Origin of the sequence: Anabaenopsis arnoldii, from assembly GCF_028331025.1 — a bacterium.
GTDB classification, from domain to species: Bacteria; Cyanobacteriota; Cyanobacteriia; order Cyanobacteriales; family Nostocaceae; genus Anabaenopsis; species Anabaenopsis arnoldii.
The window spans coordinates 15,698-34,182 of record NZ_JAQMUH010000130.1 but is presented as its reverse complement, the minus strand read 5'-3'; the positions used below and the strand labels follow the sequence as shown (position 1 = coordinate 34,182).

The following is an 18,485-nucleotide window of genomic DNA, read 5'->3' as shown; positions in this document are numbered from 1 at the left end:
CACTATTCCCTATCCCCTATCCCCTATTCCCTATTCCCTACTCACTATTCCCTACTCACTATTCCCTGTTCCCTGTTCCCTGTTCCCTGTTCCCTTAAAACCATAATGATGATGTCCTAACCAATATGTCCGTTGCTATAACAAGCAACAGCGACTACTACTGGCGCAACAGTTAGCTTTTTTGTATCGGTTGTTAGAGCAACTGTATAAATCTTCTGTGACACTTGTGCAGTCCAGTGACTAGTTAAAAAAATCAGTCCCTCTCATGGCTAAAAGCGCCGTACCATAAGCAGCTTCCCTATGCAGCGACGACATCACAGACACCTTTAAATGTCGTTCACGAATGCGAGACCAAGTAGAATTTACCGCACCACCCCCGGCAGTGTAAACACGAGTTAATTTATCTGCCCCCATTTTCTGCAATAATTTATACCCAGTAGCCTCAATTCGGGCAATACTTTCTAACAACCCATGCAAAAATTCCACACTACTCTCAGGGCGTGGTGTTAATCGCGGCGGTAAAGCCGGATCATTAATGGGAAAGCGATCGCCTGGCCGCAACAATGGATAATAATCTAACTCGCTGGCTCTTGTAATATCAATTTCGCTGCTCAATCTTTCTAACTCAGCATCACTAAAAAATTGCTTTAGCACCGCCCCCCCAGTATTAGAAGCACCCCCAGTCAGCCACAAGTTACCCCAGCGATGGCTATAAATACCATATCGTGCATCTTCTACCCGGGTACGACTCAATAGTTTGACCGCCAAGGTCGAACCCAAGGATGTCACAGCTTCCCCGGGGTATTTGGCCCCACTAGCCAAGAAAGCGGCAATACTATCAGTTGTACCAGCATACACCAAGCAATCATCAGGGAAATGAAACTGAGTTGCTATTTCCGGGCGCAATTTGGCAATGGGAGTACCGGGGGGTAAAACTCTGGGTAACTGAATCGGTAATTCTAGTTTTTCTAGCCATTGTGGATATTTCAACTCTTCCACGTCATAGCCCAGCTTTAAAGCGTTATGGTAATCGCTAATTCCCAAATACCCATGCAGCAAAAATCCTAACCAATCGGCTTGATGCAGAAAATATCTCGCTTTGCTGAAACTCGGCTGTTGCACCATCCACAGCAATTTTACTAGGCTAGAAGTTGCACTTAATACGTTACTTTGCCGTGGTGCAATACTTTTTAATTGCGGCAGCACCACTGCTCCCCGCCCATCGTTATACAATAAAGGTGCATCTACAGGCTGACCAGCCGCATCACACAGCAGGACTGTGGAAGAAGTACCGTTAATGGCGATCCCCTTGATTTCTCGGCGCAATTTCTCTGGTATTTGTGTCAGCAGTCGAAATAAAGCCCCATGCCACGAATCTGCTAAGTTAGTAACAGCCCCATCTGCCCAAGGATGCTTGATTTCTGCCTGGGTGCAAGCTTCATGATTAATCACCACACCCCTAACCCCAGATGTACCGAAATCGATCCCCAAATAAAAATCCATAGTTTTATAAATTTTTTTAATGACAAATCACTGTTTTTGTTGCATCTTGTAACAAGATATTCCACATTCTTGGCAAAACAGTGAAAAGTAGTAAACGAACTGTTCAATATTGATTTGAAGCTCAGGAGGGTTCAGACCATGCCTATATCAGACACTCAGGTGTACATTGCTCTAGCTGTAGCGCTGATTCCAGGAATTCTGGCTTGGCGTTTAGCAACAGAACTCTATAAATAACGCCACGTTCTGACATGGTAACCGGGGTAGATTCAAAATCGCCCCACTCTCAAACAACAATCAGGCCAGTCCTGGTTGTTGTCTTTATAAGTATATTCTTTTAGTCAAATAGAAAACCTTTCAATTTTACCCGACAACATCTGGGAGATTTATTCAAAACAAGGCAAGATTACATATCCCCGAAACCCTGTGAAAAAAATAACCATGACTCGGAATTGACATAATCTTATAAAAGAATAATAATCGGGTAAACGGGGTGCTAGTGGCTAAATGCTAGAAGTTTTTAAATGCTAGCTACTTGCCCATATAGAGTAACATTTTAACTTTAAATATACGTGTAGCAATTTCGGAAAAATGAAGTAATATGACAGCTAAGTAAAGGTGTAAACCCTGTCAGTGTGCATTCTATGAAGTTGTCATGAAATTAGTCAGGTTTTTTAATTAAGCATAATGAACGCCATTCAACCGTCTAGACCGCCGGTACAACCTATACAAAAACGCCGGGCTGCTCCTCGACCAAAACGGCATCTTCGTCAACGTTCATACCAGGTTATAGCCCTGGAAACCACAGCTAAAATAGCAGTTAACTTAGTCCTGTGCAGTGCAGCAGTATCTGCCCTGGTACAACTTCTGCCTTATCATTGGACACAGCAAAACAGGTTGCGAGAAGTTAAGACTGAGGTCAAGCTGATGGAAGAACGTGTTGAGAGTTTGCAAAGGGAATTTCAGCGGAATTTCGACCCCCATCAAGCTCATATTATTAGACAACAGCAAGGGTATAAATTTGACCCTAATCAATTTCCAGTAGTACTCGTAAATCCTGATGTTCAGGAAGCGGAAATATTAAATGTATTACCATAAGGCAAACAATACGTATTTATATGGATAAATCAGACTGTGGACACCCAGTTATTTTGTATCTACTCCCGGCAATATATCTACAGCAAAAAAGATTAGATGACTATGGCGTAACCGTCTTACTCATGGAGATGTAGAAACCCCATCTTCAACGAAGTAAGATGGGGTAGTTCATGACTAATCAAGTAGTAACACGAACAAATTGCTAGAATGCCCACAAGCCTTGATTTAGCTCATTGCTTGTTGCCGTCAGGTATCGTGCCTACTGTAACTCATGCTGTAGGCGACGGCCAAGTATAGCACTCAAGCACACATCGTAATTTTGAAGGTTGGGAAAATTTTTATGACAACAGCAATTTCCTATGAAGATGCACCGGATCTCACCGCTAACGATTATATTGTTATAGGTCTATCAACCTGCTTCATTAAGGAAGATGGGGAAGTTTATCAAGTGGAAGTAGTAGAACCAATTCCCTCTGCTGCTCTAGAAGCATTGTTCAAAGGTATTCCCACCTCTTATAAGCTGGCTTGTGCAACCACCCTGGGATCTGTTCTGGATGGCAATACACCTGTGCTACCAGATGGCTTTCCAGATTCGACTCAGTTTGGGGAAGAATTCGCTGTGCGGGTGTTTGCTGCAGCTCGCACCTACAAACGACGTGAAACTGCACAGTCCCTCATTCCTTTAGGTACAACCTACACTGATTTTCAATATTCAACGGAGCGTAAGCGCGTACTGAATGCCGCTAGAGTTGTCACTAAAGAAGACAATGTTAAGCAGCATTCCCACACTCACAAAATTCTTTAATCTCAGCTAATGCGGAAGGCAGTTAACTAGTTAATAATTAGCGAAAAACTATCGAACCTGATTTGAAAACAATGGTATGGGGTGGATAAAATCCACCCCATAGGTTGTTTAACGGTAATTGGTAAATTGTAAAGCCACAGGAAGGTCTTCTTGTTTCAGACGCTGCATCACAGCTTGTAAGTCATCCTTAGCTTTAGCTGAAACTCGTACAGCATCACCTTGAATTGAGGCTTGTACTTTTTTGAATTCGTCCCGAATCAATTTGGAAATTTGTTTAGCTATTTCCTGACTGATGCCTTTTTTGAGTGTGATTTCTTGACGTACACGGTTACCACTAGCTGATTCAACTTTGCCAAACTCGAAAATTTTCTGAGAAAGCTGACGCTTGGCGGCTTTTTCCCGGAGGATGTTGTGAACAGAATCTAAGGTAAACTCGCTGTCAGTGCTGACATTAATGGTTTGCTCGTTTAACTCTACAGTGGTTTGAGTATCTTTGAGGTCATAACGACCTTTGATATCTCGCATAACTTGATCGACCGCATTCACTAACTCTTGTCGATCAAAGTCGCTCACAATGTCAAAGGAATATGTAGAAGCCATAAACAATTTTAGATTTTCGGTTTACCGGTGATTTTCAACCCGCATTTCTACTGCCCAATTAACTCTGGGCTTGAATGATGCTGGAGATAATCAGAGTAGCAGAGCTCAGGGAGGCAATGGCAAACATCAGCGATCGCAATAGGGGTATATTCAAAATATAAAAAACTGAGTATAGCAAACGCGCCACCACAAAAGCGATCGCCGCCACTGTTGCTGTAGTATAATTTACCCCAGTTACATATGCCATCAGTGCGGCGGTGGCAAACAACATAAATGCTTCCAGAGAGTTTTGATGCGCCCAAGTGGCTCTTTGAGCATAGGGGGGCAATTTATCAAACATGGCGCGAGGAGTAGCAAGGGCTTCATAGCCAATCCGCACCCGCGCATAAGCTACCAATAGAAAGGGCAGATAAATCAGAAGGGCAGCAGCAGCAATAGAATACAACAAAATAACAGACACAGGCAGTTGCGATAGCATGATTAAACCAATCAATGTATTTGTAGTTAGCTGTGATGAACAGGTAACAGGTGGTTACCTGTTACCAATTCGCAGTTTCCTATATCTATCATTACCAGGGCGAGGACTTACTGCACTTTAGTCAAAGTAGAAAAGTGTGACAACTTTTCTTTGTTCTTCTGCATCTCCACAAGTTTGCAGCAGAGTACGACTGTCGTGAAAAGCAAAACAGATGAGTTGCTGGCATCGGGAGATAATCTCCTTGTTACAAATGTAACTAGCTTCAGCTAAAGACAGATTATCATTACTGGAATTTTCTACCAGATGCATCACCTGCTCTAGTTGTTGGCGTGATTCATGGGGCTGACGTTCCAAACTTTGGGGTAAAATCACCGTCAATAAATTGGGATCAGCCCGCATTGCTCCCTTAATGGCAGCTGAATTTGTCCCTGTAGCCCCAGAGGTGATGACCCGATTGCCTGATAGAACCAAGGCATAGGTCATCATCTCAATGAGATTTTGATGCGTAATTGGCACATGACGAGAACCCAACAAGGCGATTCGCTTAGAACCCGTTTGTTGGATGGTCGCCAGTTCCTGCGCTAATGTATCTAGGTTGGTAAGGTCTGTTGACTGGCTCAAAGATGGACGTAATCACATTAAACAACCCAGTTATTCTACCAAACAGAGTGTAGGTGAACAGCCAAATATAGTTACATATTGCTACATTTTTATGATGTTTGCTTCAGTAGCTCAATAGCTGCTGGACACTCCCCACGCCTAAACACGGGGGATTCCAGCTTCACTTAAGCTAATGTCCCTGGGGCAGTTAAGCCTAGTTTAGATAACAAGCGATCAATGTCAAAATTCTCGGCCATCAACTGGCGAATGCAGTGAACCTTGATGGGTTCATGTACCCGTACTTGACCAAAGGTCCGGTCGATAATTTCCACAGTGGTTAGGGTATCTAAGTCAACCGATAGGATGGGGATTTCTAGCTCTTCAGCACGACTGAGAATAAAGGCAGGTGGTGGCAGCTGTCCAGTCAAAATCAGGCATTGTGTAGAGGTTTCTAGGGCGGCTTGTTGAATTTCCACGCGATCGCCTCCTGTGACTACTGCCATATTTCGGCGTTTGTGGAAATACTTCACAGCCGCATTGACATTCATTGCCCCAATTGCCAAACTCTCCACCATCAAATCCAAGCGATCTCGACGACAGAGAACTTCGGCCTTTAACTGGTTTACCAGTTCACCAACGCTGACACTGCGGAGTAAATCACTTTTCGGCAATGTGGCCAATACAGGGATGTCTTGCTTTTCTAGAAACGGGCATAATTGAGCGTCAACTATTTCTAATTGTTCGCTAGGGATATCATTAATCACAACTCCCACCAAGCGATCGCCCACATACCGCTTGGCAGATAATAACGCCCCTGTTGAGAGCAGTGAACTATAACGTGTTACCAAAAGTACAGCCGCATCTAACGTCTCAGCAACCTGTAACAAGGACAAATCAAACAGACTGCCTTGTGTCAAATCACCTGGTCCCTCTAGCAACACTAAATCTCCCTGGGAAATTTGCAAATATTGCTGTTTTAATAACTGCCGATAATTGGTGTTGTCTTCGCCGCGCCAGCGTCTTTGGACATTGACCTCATCCAAAGCCAGTATTGTGGCCGCAACACGGTTTTTTGGTAAGTTCAGACTATGAGCAATAAACTGGACATCTTCCTCAACTAAGGTTCCGCCAGATGCACTAAAACAAGTGCCCAGGGGTTTACCGTAGGCAATATCTAGTCCTTTTTGCTGTAGCTGATGAGACAAACCCAAAACAGTTGCAGATTTACCACTATAAATCTCAGTTGAGCCAATCAGCAAACATTTAGCAGATTGTGGCACACATGCACTCCTAATTGCAAAAGGAAGGTGTTTACTAATTTTAGTGGGTTACGGCAACAGGGTGGAGTGCTCACAAGGTACAGTTCCCCATAATCTACTTTCTTGGGGCTGGTCACTGTAAAACCTAAACCTAATAAATCATCCAAAATACTTTGAAACTCCAAATTTGGTGCTAAGAAATGTTAAAAATTCGGTTACAATTAATATGCATTGGCTTTTAACAAAGAAGCTGAAGCAATAAAAGCAGAAATCAGCGCTCTCAAGTGTTGGATTCCTTGCTTTTTTTCAGCTGTATAACAACTGGTTTTTGAATCAAGTAACCTATGCCAGCGAATTCCTGGCCCGAAGATGATTATTACGAAGAGCTTGACCCACTTAACTCTGTGTTATCCGATCCCTCGGCAGATCAGCAGGAGTTAGTGGTAGAGGTGGATCCCATGTCTCTACCATCCCGGTTTCAAGGACGTAGACGCAAAGCTGCTCTCATGTTGACTGTAGTGTGGAGCGGTACAATCGCTCTGCATTTAGCTTCTTGGGGTTCAATATTGATTCTAGGACTGACCACTCTTCTAGGATTTCATGCCTTAGTGGTGGTATTTGCTAGACCCCGGCGCTATGCCAAAAACATCCAGGGAGATTTTCCCTGTGTATCTGTGCTAGTAGCTGCAAAAAATGAGGAAGCCGTTATTGGCAAGTTAGTCAAGAATCTTTGCAATCTGGAATATCCAGGTGGGCAATATGAAGTCTGGATAATTGACGATAACAGCACAGATAAGACACCGGAACTCTTAGCCCAACTAGCCCAAGAATATCAGCAACTCAAGGTTATCAGACGTTCTCCACAAGCTAGTGGCGGCAAATCAGGAGCATTAAATCAGGTATTGCCATTGACTAAGGGCGAAATTGTCGCAGTGTTTGATGCTGATGCTCAGGTAGTGCCAGACTTATTGCTCAAGGTGGTACCTTTATTCCAACGAGAAAAGGTGGGGGCGGTGCAGGTGCGAAAAGCCATCGCTAACGCCAAAGAAAATTTTTGGACTCAAGGTCAGATGGCAGAAATGGCTTTGGATACCTGGTTTCAGCAGCAACGTGTAGCCCTGGGTGGTATTGGCGAACTCCGCGGTAATGGTCAATTTGTCCGGCGTACAGCCTTAGAAAGTTGTGGCGGGTGGAATGAAGAAACCATCACGGATGATTTGGATCTGACTTTGCGCCTACATTTAAACCAATGGGACATTGACTGTACATTTTGCCCAGCTGTGCAGGAAGAGGGTGTCACAAATGCCATCGCCCTTTGGCATCAGCGCAATCGTTGGGCAGAAGGCGGCTATCAACGCTATTTAGATTACTGGGATCTAATTGTGAGAAACCGCATGGGTACGCGAAAAACCTGGGATATGCTCATGTTTATGTTGAGTATGTATATCCTACCCACAGCAGCAATTCCAGATTTATTCATGGCCCTGGCTCGGCATCGTCTACCAATTTTAGGATCGGTAACTACACTATCTGTGGGTATGTCTGTTGTGGGTATGTTTGCCGGACTGAAGCGCATACGTCAAGATGAGAAATTTAATATTTCTACATCTTTCCTGTTGCTGTTACAAACACTACGTGGTGCTTTGTATATGTTGCACTGGTTAGTTGTGATGAGCAGTACCACTGCTCGGATGTCCCTCAGACCAAAACGTCTAAAATGGGTAAAAACCGTGCATTCAGGAACCGGTAACTAGTTTTTTGCAGCCAAGTTAACACTGAAAATCCATTTCCAAATTTAAATTTGGATGGATTTTTTTTATTCGTCATCAAGTTCTGACTCGTCCATCCACTCAGATATAGTCATGGTTTCAGGCAAGTCTAATGCATCCCCTGTGAGGCGGATAATTTGCCCATCGAAGAATTGAGCTAGACGCTGGGCTGCGCTTTCCACCTCTTCGGTTCCCCAATCAGCCGGAGGTGTGGGTATTTGTGGCGGGGACAAGGTTTGCACCTTATGTACACCTGTGGTTGATTCGGTTTTGCTTGGTGCTGGTTTGGGTGTAGCTGGCGGCGGTGCGTCAGACACAAGTTGATTGTATTTGGGTGCTGGTGGTTGCTGAACGGGAGTATAATTTTGTGGTTGAGGATTTGTTCTTGTGGTGTTACCAGTCGAAGAAGTTCCTTTTTCGAGATAAACTTCGATTTGCCGCTGAAAAATCTCTTGGAAAGCAGCCTTAATCATCGGTAGATCAGATTTGAGTGCGTCTAACCAAGTACCTTTGACCGCAATACGAGCCAAGTTCCCATTAAACTCTATTATCTGGCACATTTGACCAAGTAAGGCTCTGCGGGAAGGTATGTGAATATTCACAAGTACCTGTTGCCAAACTTGAGTTAAGTCACACTCTGATGGTGTGGTCACTTTCTCTCTAGAAGGAGGGTTAGTAGTTCCACTTGCTGGTGGGGAAGTGAGAGGTTGTGGTGTGATGGTGGGTGGATGAGCCGTGCTATTTTCACTTGTGGGCTGATGTGAAGATATTGGGTTAAGGGTGGTATTTTGATTCGTGGGCTGAGGTGGTGGAGAAACAACAGGGTAATAATTTGTACCTACAACTGGCGGATTCACTGGCTGAGGTGTAATCACAGTTTGGATTTGAAGATTAGCACTGGGTAATAAACCTAATAATGTCACCTCTAACCACAAGCGCGGTTGGGTGGTATTTTTAATTTGTAGTTCCGCTGTGCGCAGGTGTTGCTGCCCCTGTAAAATGATCGTCATGTCTAGTTGCTGGGCAAATTCAACCAGTGCTATCCAGGTTTGCTGGGTACAGGTAACTAAATCCGGGCGGTTAGGTGCTGTTTTAGCTATGAGTAAGTCCCGATAGCAGGCGGCGAGATTTTGCAGAATAATTAGGGGTTCCCGTCCACTATCAAGGATTTTACGGCTGCAATCTAAAACTGCTTCTGGTTGGTTTTGAGCGATCGCCTTTAATAGCGTTAGTAAGTCTTGTTCACTGACTGAACCAACCAAATCCCAAACTTTCTCCGGGGTGACTTCACCAGTCACCAGCGCTAATTGGTCTAGTAAACTTTCCGCATCTCGCAATCCTCCCTGAGCGATTTGAGCAATCAAGGTGACAGCATCAGGAGAAATATGAATATTTTCTTGACGGGCGATCGCACTTAAATGCTTCACCATGGACTCTAACTGAATACGTCTAAAGTCAAATTTTTGGCAGCGTGAAATAATTGTTGGTAATACTCGCTGGGGGTCTGTTGTGGCTAACACAAAAACTACGTGTTTTGGTGGTTCTTCTAATGTTTTCAGGAGCGCATTAAATGCTGCGGTACTGAGCATATGACATTCATCGATCACATAAACCTTGTAGCGACACTGTACTGGTGCAAACTGCGCCTTTTCAATCAGCTCACGGATATTATCGACACCAGTGTTGCTAGCGGCATCAATTTCTATCACATCGAGGGAATAACCCTTAGTGATACCTTGACAAACATCGCACACTCCACAGGGTTCAGCAGTGGGCTGATCACTGTGGAGACAATTTAGGGACTTAGCCAGAATCCGCGCGCTGGAAGTTTTTCCCGTACCTCTCGGTCCAGTAAACAAATAGGCTGGGGCAATTTTAGCTGTGCGAATCGCGTTGGTGAGGGTGGTAGCGATCGCCTCTTGTCCGACCAATTCTACAAAACTCTTTGGGCGATACTTGTGGTGGAGGGGTTCGTAAGACATGGATAGAAGACTTTAGTGCCTTTCAATTTTGGTTAGCAGCACCCAGTCGAGTTTGGGATTAAACTATTTTAAACTTTTGGACATGGGTTGTGTATATTTGACACTCCCTCGCGCTGGTCTGTGGGCGTGTTGATCGCCTTGCCTGTGCTGGTATAATGGTCAACAATACTCAATGGTGTAGCACAAAATGCTCAGGCGGTTAATTCAATGGTTGAAGGGTCTAATTAGTAGGTGGTTTGGCGGACAAAGAACTCACTCCCATACGGAAGATGATTTAGCACCAAGACCAGCCCCACCGCTAACAGATAGCGATTTAGAGTTTCTGTTCAACGAACTGATAGAAGGTGTCCATCAAGCCAGAGGAAAAGATTGGGCGCAAAAATGGCTAGATAATCTTGAACACCGTGTTTCTACTGAAAATTGGATACAATGGTTACGCCGCTTTGGCGAAAGATTGCTAGCATCACCTACGCCGAATAATGAATTAGCCGCTCGCTTAGTGCATCTGGGTGAGTTGGGTGTTGGTGAAGTGGGAAAAGTTGCCTATGAAGTGGGAATGCAGTTGTTAACACGCCTTTCCAGGGAACCAATATGGGAATATGACGGACCAGATGCCCTTAACACAACTGTACCCACCAAGGGAGTAACCCAAACAGTCACCCTAGATCAGCTGTTAGTCATGTTACAGCAGGATGAGAATTTACGCCAGCAAATTGCCCAGCAACTGGCTATTGAAACAGACGATCCACAGTTGATTGTCCAGGAACTAATCAATCAACATTATGCTGCTAGTCAATCAAATACAGATCGGAGTTAAGCGGTGATGGGGAGATGGGCGATAAATATAAATATGGTTAACTTCACCCCTATGGGTGTATGATAAGCCTCTATCCACTTGGATTGCGATTATTAGTAAGGGGCTGGGTTGATGTAATTCTGCTTCCTACTTTCGAGATATCTGTTATGTCTAGAAAAGCCAAGAGAAGAATTAGATCGAAGTCAGTCCGACAAATGCTTACTTTAAGCCAGTACAAATTCAAACAGTTCATCAAACACAAAGCTAAGGAATATGACAAAATAGTAGTTGATCTAAACGAAGCGTACACATCAAAAACGGTAAGTTGGACTGGCGAAATTATCAACAATCTAGGAGGGTCTAAAATCATCAAATCTAGGATAGATGATAAAATCATAAATTGCGGGTTGAATGGTGCGCGAGGAATTTATCTGCGCGCATTGGTTGATAGGCCTTGGTTAAGAGAGAATCACAAATTATGTATTTGTGAACATTAGTTAGCGAAAAAGTATCGCTAAGAAATCTACAGTCGGCGCTAGGGCATTGCGTGGACTTAAAACAAAGCTCATCGTCTCCGATAGCCTGCATGGCCTAGGCACTGCACTAGCTGGATTGGATGAGAAGCCTACACTGAATTTCTCAAAAAAATTCAGTTACGGTAGTATGTCACGTAAGACAAAATCGGAAAGTGTTACAGATGCTCACGCAGCTATTCCAGCGGCTTAACAAGTTTTTCAAGCACCCCATGGGTCATAAGTCGACTCCATCGTTCAATACGGTAGGGGGATCTGAGGTGGCACAACCACTACCTGAGCTAACTAATGCAGATCTAGAATTTTTGTTTACCCAGTTATTGGAAGGTGTACAACAAGGACGCGGAAAACAATGGGCGATTGAGTATCTACAACGCATGGAGAATCGTATCAGTGTTGATCGCTGGATAAATTGGTTGGTGATGTTTGGCGAAAAGTTGCTGTTATCACCACAGTCCAATCGTCAGTTAGCAAGACAGATGATACAACTAGGGCAGATGGGAATTGGCAAGGTGAGTGAACTTGCTGACGAAATTGGTATCCGCTTGTTAACGGGAGGATGGGGTGAACATGGCAAACAGAGTGAAACTAGAAGCCGTGAAATATTAAATATGCCACTGGACTCTGGAGGACAAGAGTTAATCCCTACCCATGGCGAGTTTTTATGGGATTCTCAAGGCTGGCGGGGCCAAGCCATAGATACAGAAGAATATCAGGCGACAGGAGCAACAAGCCTTGATTCTCCCTCAGAAAGATTGACTGACAATACCGAAGAAGTGACCTCGGAATATACAAATCAAGAAACCACAATCACAGCGCCAAATCTGCCCAGCCCATTTGAGAAAGATGTAATCGCCAATTTAAGGGCAATATTCTGGGAGTCACAAAGAGAAAAACCTCAGATGATCAAGTCAGAAACAGGAGGGGCAATAGTATCTTCTCCTGAAAATTGGCAAGATTTATTGGTTAATTTAGATGCAAATGTAGCGCACACCTTACATGAGTTGTTCGTGCAGCTGCATGAGAATATGAATTTAGTCCAACAGCTAGCAGATTATCTCTCACCGGCTATTATTGCTGATTCCGATGACATGCAAGCGCAAGAGTACTTTTATCAAGGTCTTCAGCAAGGGAAAACCGGTGATTTGGTAGGAGCGGTAATTTCTTATAATCAAGCCATAGCAATCAAACCTGATGCTTTTGAATATTGGTTTAACAAGGGTTTAACTTTATTTCATTTAGAAGATTTTGCACAAGCCATCGCCTCTTATGACCAAGCCGTAGCATTAAAACCCAATCATTACAAATCTTGGTATAATCGCGGTGTGACTTTAGGTGAATTAGGAGAATTTGAAGCGGCCATCGCCTCCTTTAACCAAGCTATAGAAATTCAGCCCCAAAATCCGGAGGCTTGGTCTGGTAAAGGTTTAGCGCTGCTAAAATTGGGACAAATCGGCGAGTCAATTTCTAGTTATGACCAGGCCCTGGATTTAGAACCACAAGACCCATATACCTGGTATTACCGAGGTATAGCCTTGGCTATAGATGAGAAATATCTAGAGGCTATCACCTCTTACGACAAAGCCATCGCCATTCAACCCGACTTTCATGAGGTCTGGATTGACCGAGGCGTAGTATTATTTAATTTAGGAAATTGGAACCAAGCGATCGCCTCCTGGGATCAAGCACTTGCCACCCAACCAGATTTATACTTAGCTTGGTATAATCGGGGCATTGCCTTGGAAAGGTTAGGAAATATAGAAGAAGCGATCGCTTCCTATGAGAGGGCCATAGCTATCAAACCAGACTTTCACTTAGCTTGGCATAACCAGGGGCTGGCGCTGTTTTATTTAGCCAGATTTGCCAAAGCGATCATTTCCTACGACCACGCCTTAGAAGTTAAACTTGACTACTGGGAAGCTTGGATTGGTCGAGCGACAGCTGTGGGCCATTTACCTACCCAAATACCGTTAAGTTCCTTAACAGGGATCGCCAAACAAAATCCTGCCTTGCAGCGGGGCGGCTATGAGGGTAGACTAGCCAGCTTAGAGGAAGGGTTGAAATATATTCAGCCAGATACCCATCCAGAAGGTTGGGGTAGATTGCATATAGAAAAAGGTAACACTTATTACGATTTAGGCAAAAAACTGCCCAGAAATCGTTATTATTGGTCTCAAGCCATAGCTGAATACAATCAAGCACTGTTAACCTTAACAACACCAGAGTTTAGCGAATTGCATTTAGAGGTTTTGCAGTCTCTGATTAGAACATATTTAGCCATAGGTCAAACAGCACAAGCACAAGAACTACAGCAACAAGCCACTGATTTATTAACACAATTACTAATTTCACCAACTCCTTCTGAGGAGAGTAGAAGACAACTAGCCCTCAAATTTAGCGGAATTGCTCAATTAGGAGTTGATTTAGCGGTAGAGTGCGGCGAGTTGGTACAAGCTTGGGAAATGGCAGAACAGGGCAAAAATTCTTGTTTAAATTGGCTATTATTTGATTCCCATGAACACACTTATACACACTACTACACTTCGGTTCAACAACTGCTCAATCCCCACACAGCAATTATTTACTGGCATATTAGCCCGGTGGCGTTACATACCTTCATTATTAAACATCAGGCGCCATCACCCATTTTAGTCTTTACACCCATACAAGATGTAGTTAAAACATACTTAGAAGAAAAATCCCTGCTTGTGGATGAAGTACCTCTAGCGGAAGCTGTAAGACGCTTAATTAAATTTGAACGTTGGCTGGAAGATTGGCATCACTCATACCAAGAATATCTGACTCAAGGCGAAGACCAACACAGCAGAAGTCATCATGTTTGGCGAGTGGATATGACACAAAAGCTGGGGAAACTCCAAAATATTCTCCAGATTTCCACAGTTATACAAGAACTCAAAGATATCACCCAAGTCATTTTAATTCCCCATCGGGACTTACATAGATTACCTCTCCATGCCCTTTTTTCTCTGTCTTCGCCCTCCCGGGAAGAATTACCAAGTAAGTTGACTATTAGCTATTTACCCAGTGTCCAAACAGGTTTGTCTGTCCAAGCTCAAAGTATATCGCCATTGCTGCATCCTATATTCCTTGGTGTCGAATCTGCGAAAAGCACGAATTATCCTCCGCTAGAATTTGGTCAATTGGAAGCTGAAATTATTAGCAAAATGTTCAATAACTCGCAACTAATCCAGGGAGCTAATGCTACCAAAAGTTTAGTAGAAAATGCTGTATTTAATAAAAGTATTTTTCACTTTTCTGGCAGTGTTATCAACTGTTACAATGACCCAAAAACATCTGCATTAGTATTAGTAGATGAAGATAAAATCACCTTAGAAGAAATCCGCGATCGCAATTTAAATAGTTATCAATTGGTTACTCTTGCGGCTGGTGAAAGTGCAGTAACTAAACACCAGAATATTACCAGGGAATATGTGGATTTAGCCAGTGGTTTTCTTTGTGGAGGAGTACCTTATGTGGTAAGTAGCCTATGGACGGTAGAATCATCTGCTAGAGCCTTAGTGATGATTGAGTTCTATAGAAGACTACAAATCAATAAATCCCCAGTTAGGGCTTTAAATGAAGCAACATTATGGTTAAAAGAACTGACTGGGGATGATTTCACAAAATGGTATGAAGACTTACGAAATCATCTCACTGCTGATGAACGAACACTTGAAGTTGATTTAGCAGCTTTATATAGAAGTATTGAAACTGTTCCCCATGAAAAACTTTACAGTCATCCTTACTATTGGGCGGGATACACGATTAAAGGTGTTGCTACTTAATAACAAGATTTAAAGAGATGTGATTTTGGCATCTCATATTCAGGTGCTGCAATGCCTAATTTTTCCCTATTTGAAGAGTGGGGAACTATCTTTTACAAACATAAAAGCACCAAAGCCCACTGACTTTTAGCCGGGGAATGAATACATAGCACCTAATGGTACATTGAGCAATTCAGTATTGACTTGATTTAAACATTATTCTAAAATTAAAGGCTGATGTATGGCACGCATAACCTAAAGCTTGTAGACAGAATAACCTCTGGGAATGAGAGGAAACTCCTCTAAGTAGGTTGGCTGGATGAAGCAACAATCCCACGTGCTTTCAGCAGTGGGAGTGTCAAGATGGCTGCAAAACCTATCAAGCGTTTTGAGCCTGACTATGACTCCCGATCTGGCGCTTTTGCCAAAGAATGGCTGCTAAATTACTTAGCAAGGCGCTAATTGCTAGGGAGAGCAATATATAAGTAGGTAACATGACTACGCCAATGATGAACCAAGTAAATACATGGAATACCATCGCTAAGGCGAATATGCTAGCAAGTCCCGCAGATTTCCACACTTGATGTGTTGGGCGACGCAATACTGTGAGGATGATGGTCAGTAAGGAGGTAATCAAGTTGGCTGGGACTAGAAATGCACAAATGCCGATGCAATTGTCACGGGAGAACTCAGCTAAGGCGTTGAAATCAAGCATCAATTTGGTGGTATTAATGTCAACGTCTTAAAAATAAAGAATGAACGTATTTTTAGACATTTGAATTTACCTTAGCATATGCCTGAAGTGATTACTCCACTCATGTAATATAATTTAAAGTTTTTCCTAGAAATTATCATAGGAATAATAATTTTATGTCACAGGTACATAAGTCCTAAAACATCATCCTCTCCCTGAGCAAGAGCAAAATTTCAATTATTTTCAAATAGGTTAAAATTTTATTACAAAAAGTTAAGTATACATTTATAATTATGCTCAAAGAATTCTGTGTGTCACAGATGTGCGATTCCTTGACACCAGTTTGCGATCGCAAATACGCTATCCTCGGGACTGGTGCTTTAGGTGGGTTTTATGGCGCTAAATTGCAACAAGCTGGTTACGATGTCCACTTTCTGCTCAAGAGTGATTACGAACACGTGAGCAAATCTGGTTTATTGATCGAATCTAAAGACGGTGATTTTACCCTTCCCCAAGTTAAGGCCTATAATGATGTGGAACAGATGCCACAATGTGATGTAGTAATAGTGGCACTCAAGACAACTCAAAACCATTTACTACCGAAATTATTACCCCCCCTGGTAAAAGATGGTGGCGTAGTATTGGTATTGCAGAATGGATTGGGTGTAGAAGAGGATATTAGCCAAATAGTCAAGAATGTTCAAGTTATCGGCGGCTTATGTTTTCTGTGTTCCAATAAAGTAGGAGCCGGACATATTCGACACTTAGACTATGGAAAAATTACTTTGGGGGAATATACCCCTAAATATGATCCCGCTCCTCTAACAGAAAGAATACAATATGTTGCTAATGACTTTGAAACTGCTGGTATTACCATTGAATTAGCCACAGACTTACTGCTAGCGCGTTGGCAAAAACTGCTGTGGAATATACCATACAATGGACTTTCGGTTATTCTCAATGCTAGAACAGACGAATTAATGACAGATGCTCACACCCGGATATTAGTTGAACAATTAATGAATGAAGTAGCAGCTGGGGCGAAAAGTTCAGGACGAGTTATCCCTGATAGCTTCATTCAAACCATGCTGAATTATACTGTGAAGATGAAGCCCTACCGTACCAGCATGAAAATTGACTATGATGAAGGCCGTCCTCTAGAGGTAGAAGCGATTTTCGGTAACCCATTACGAAAAGCCCAAGCAGCTGGTGCAAATTTACCGCAGATCAGCTGTATGTATCATCAACTAAAATTTCTGACCCAAAGAAATGGCATTGCTTAATCTGATTACTTGGGGTGATGGTTTTAGCACCTTGGTGAATATTGGTGCTGGTTAAAACCTCTCCTAGGCAGCAGTGCCCATCTATTTAGATTTTAGCTGAGATTGTAGCAAAAATTATTATTAATGTAAATACAACTTTTGTAGCAATACTTAAAACTAATTACAGTCTTCTATTGCAGTTTGTAAATATTTTTTGGGGGTGGCGAGATTATTCCTTTAGACTGAATCTCAACAGGAGAATATTAGAGCAATTCAGATGCATTCAATGAATTTAATGTGCCATGAATTTGTAGTTTGTCTATCCTTTTTTGCTTGTATTGCAGGGTTGCTATTACTTTGGGATCCCAAACAGCCAAAAGATAATCTAGAAGAAACAGAGAAAATTCTCTTGAGAATGAGCTTCTCTTACTGGCTAGTTTACTGTTTTGCTTTTGGTATTGAGAAGTTGATTTTACCTGACTGGGAAACCGCGCTCATGTCTGTGAAAATCACTATTGCTTTGTCGTATTTTCTGACTTTTTCTTGTGTCCTGAGTTTGCCATTACACAAGTTCTCAGTCCGCCGTGTGGAAGAATAGGCAATAGTTAACAATGGACTATGAAGCTGATTTAGTTCTCATGGCGATCGCAAGGGTATGTTGAAATTTATCCTGATCTAAAGTGGTTAGGATAAAAACCTCTTGTACAGTTTTACCCTGACGGGCTATGACCTTATAACCACCCCGAATAGGTACAGATACACGCAGTTGCATTTTCGGACAGTGACCTTTAGCCCGCCCAATAACACCAGGGGTGACAGTTTGAATCCCATCCTGCAGACAGAGACGTTCTAAAATTGGGATGAGGCCAGAAATATGAGTTGAGTGATTCCAGACTAATCTGCCATCTTTAACAGAAGCGTCTTTCGCGGGTTTACCCATAATAATTAAGCCGCTTCTAAGGGAGCCATTGTTAAACCAGCCCGACGCAGCTGTTGATGATATAGTTCCGCCATTTCTTGGGGACCTACCCAGACAATAGCTTGGCCTTCATAGTGTATCTGATTGGTCAAATCCCAAGCCAGATCACCCGTCATTCCGGGAATATACTTCATCAAACACTCAGAAACGTGTTGAAAAGTATTGAAGTCATCGTTTAAAACAATCACCTTATAATTCGGATAAGTTTTACGAGTGACTTGAGTAGTCCGTCCAGGATCTACAGTTGGTGCTGTACCTGCGCCGTATACAGCTGCTGAAATTCTTGTAACCATAAAACAGTTAGCCAACAGGATTTTACAAATCTACACCTACAAATTACTAGTT

The 18,485-nt window shown here is 42.8% G+C and carries 18 protein-coding genes; 9 read left to right on the top strand and 9 right to left on the bottom strand.

Annotated features, from left to right (window positions below; all coding sequences use genetic code 11):
• Window positions 1–240: 240 nt before the first annotated feature.
• Window positions 241–1,503: an FGGY-family carbohydrate kinase gene (locus PN457_RS11650; RefSeq protein WP_271733485.1), complete on the bottom strand. Its 1,263-nt coding sequence runs from the start codon at window positions 1,501–1,503 to the stop codon at window positions 241–243.
• 138 nt (window positions 1,504–1,641) lie between these two features.
• On the opposite strand from PN457_RS11650, the gene psaM reads away from it, so the two are divergent.
• From psaM to PN457_RS11635, 3 genes are all read left to right on the top strand, one after another.
• On the top strand, window positions 1,642–1,737 hold the full coding sequence (gene psaM, locus PN457_RS11645; protein ID WP_006196319.1) for a photosystem I reaction center subunit XII: 96 nt from the start codon (window positions 1,642–1,644) through the stop codon (window positions 1,735–1,737).
• A gap of 450 nt (window positions 1,738–2,187) precedes the next feature.
• Window positions 2,188–2,598 carry a slr1601 family putative cell division protein gene (locus PN457_RS11640; protein ID WP_271733482.1) on the top strand — a complete coding sequence of 137 codons (411 nt, stop codon included), beginning with the start codon at window positions 2,188–2,190 and terminating at the stop codon, window positions 2,596–2,598.
• 340 nt (window positions 2,599–2,938) lie between these two features.
• Window positions 2,939–3,403, top strand: coding sequence for a hypothetical protein (locus PN457_RS11635; protein ID WP_271733481.1), 465 nt, complete (start codon window positions 2,939–2,941; stop codon window positions 3,401–3,403).
• A 108-nt stretch (window positions 3,404–3,511) separates the two neighbouring features.
• Here PN457_RS11635 and PN457_RS11630 read toward each other — a convergent pair whose 3' ends face one another.
• The 4 genes from PN457_RS11630 to PN457_RS11615 all read right to left on the bottom strand — a co-directional run bounded on the left by PN457_RS11630 (window position 3,512) and on the right by PN457_RS11615 (window position 6,361).
• On the bottom strand, window positions 3,512–4,003 hold the full coding sequence (locus tag PN457_RS11630; protein WP_271733479.1) for a YajQ family cyclic di-GMP-binding protein: 492 nt from the start codon (window positions 4,001–4,003) through the stop codon (window positions 3,512–3,514).
• Between the two features lie 58 nt (window positions 4,004–4,061).
• Window positions 4,062–4,481 (bottom strand): MAPEG family protein, encoded by a 420-nt coding sequence (locus PN457_RS11625; protein WP_271733478.1) that lies wholly within the window; start codon window positions 4,479–4,481, stop codon window positions 4,062–4,064.
• Window positions 4,482–4,598: 117 nt separating this feature from the next.
• Window positions 4,599–5,102 carry a DNA recombination-mediator protein A gene (locus PN457_RS11620; protein ID WP_271733477.1) on the bottom strand — a complete coding sequence of 168 codons (504 nt, stop codon included), beginning with the start codon at window positions 5,100–5,102 and terminating at the stop codon, window positions 4,599–4,601.
• A 164-nt stretch (window positions 5,103–5,266) separates the two neighbouring features.
• Window positions 5,267–6,361: a phosphotransacetylase family protein gene (locus tag PN457_RS11615; RefSeq protein ID WP_271733476.1), complete on the bottom strand. Its 1,095-nt coding sequence runs from the start codon at window positions 6,359–6,361 to the stop codon at window positions 5,267–5,269.
• Between the two features lie 323 nt (window positions 6,362–6,684).
• Here PN457_RS11615 and PN457_RS11610 point away from each other — a divergent pair, with 323 nt between their 5' ends.
• Window positions 6,685–8,094, top strand: coding sequence for a glycosyltransferase family 2 protein (locus tag PN457_RS11610; RefSeq protein ID WP_271733475.1), 1,410 nt, complete (start codon window positions 6,685–6,687; stop codon window positions 8,092–8,094).
• Between the two features lie 62 nt (window positions 8,095–8,156).
• On the opposite strand, the gene PN457_RS11605 is transcribed toward PN457_RS11610, so the two are convergent.
• A complete protein-coding gene (locus PN457_RS11605; protein ID WP_271733473.1) occupies window positions 8,157–10,091 on the bottom strand; it encodes a DNA polymerase III subunit gamma/tau in 1,935 nt (644 codons plus the stop codon).
• A gap of 187 nt (window positions 10,092–10,278) precedes the next feature.
• Between PN457_RS11605 and PN457_RS11600 the strand changes: the two genes are divergently transcribed.
• From PN457_RS11600 to PN457_RS11595, 3 genes are all read left to right on the top strand, one after another.
• Window positions 10,279–10,908, top strand: a complete 630-nt coding sequence (locus PN457_RS11600; protein ID WP_271733472.1) for a hypothetical protein — start codon at window positions 10,279–10,281, stop codon at window positions 10,906–10,908.
• A gap of 59 nt (window positions 10,909–10,967) precedes the next feature.
• A complete protein-coding gene (locus PN457_RS18475) occupies window positions 10,968–11,384 on the top strand; it encodes a zinc ribbon domain-containing protein (RefSeq protein WP_425332779.1) in 417 nt (138 codons plus the stop codon).
• 200 nt (window positions 11,385–11,584) lie between these two features.
• Window positions 11,585–15,226: a CHAT domain-containing protein gene (locus PN457_RS11595; protein ID WP_271733470.1), complete on the top strand. Its 3,642-nt coding sequence runs from the start codon at window positions 11,585–11,587 to the stop codon at window positions 15,224–15,226.
• Window positions 15,227–15,584: 358 nt separating this feature from the next.
• On the opposite strand, the gene PN457_RS11590 is transcribed toward PN457_RS11595, so the two are convergent.
• On the bottom strand, window positions 15,585–15,920 hold the full coding sequence (locus PN457_RS11590) for a hypothetical protein (protein ID WP_271733469.1): 336 nt from the start codon (window positions 15,918–15,920) through the stop codon (window positions 15,585–15,587).
• A gap of 299 nt (window positions 15,921–16,219) precedes the next feature.
• Here PN457_RS11590 and PN457_RS11585 point away from each other — a divergent pair, with 299 nt between their 5' ends.
• Entirely contained in the window at window positions 16,220–17,182 is a 963-nt protein-coding gene (locus PN457_RS11585) for a putative 2-dehydropantoate 2-reductase (protein ID WP_271733487.1), read from the top strand.
• Window positions 17,183–17,438: 256 nt separating this feature from the next.
• A complete protein-coding gene (locus PN457_RS11580) occupies window positions 17,439–17,759 on the top strand; it encodes a hypothetical protein (RefSeq protein ID WP_271733468.1) in 321 nt (106 codons plus the stop codon).
• Between the two features lie 18 nt (window positions 17,760–17,777).
• Here PN457_RS11580 and PN457_RS11575 read toward each other — a convergent pair whose 3' ends face one another.
• Both PN457_RS11575 and clpS read right to left on the bottom strand, forming a co-directional pair.
• Window positions 17,778–18,101: a DUF2103 domain-containing protein gene (locus tag PN457_RS11575; protein ID WP_271733467.1), complete on the bottom strand. Its 324-nt coding sequence runs from the start codon at window positions 18,099–18,101 to the stop codon at window positions 17,778–17,780.
• A gap of 5 nt (window positions 18,102–18,106) precedes the next feature.
• On the bottom strand, window positions 18,107–18,433 hold the full coding sequence (clpS, locus tag PN457_RS11570; RefSeq protein ID WP_271733466.1) for an ATP-dependent Clp protease adapter ClpS: 327 nt from the start codon (window positions 18,431–18,433) through the stop codon (window positions 18,107–18,109).
• Between the last annotated feature and the right edge of the window lie 52 nt (window positions 18,434–18,485).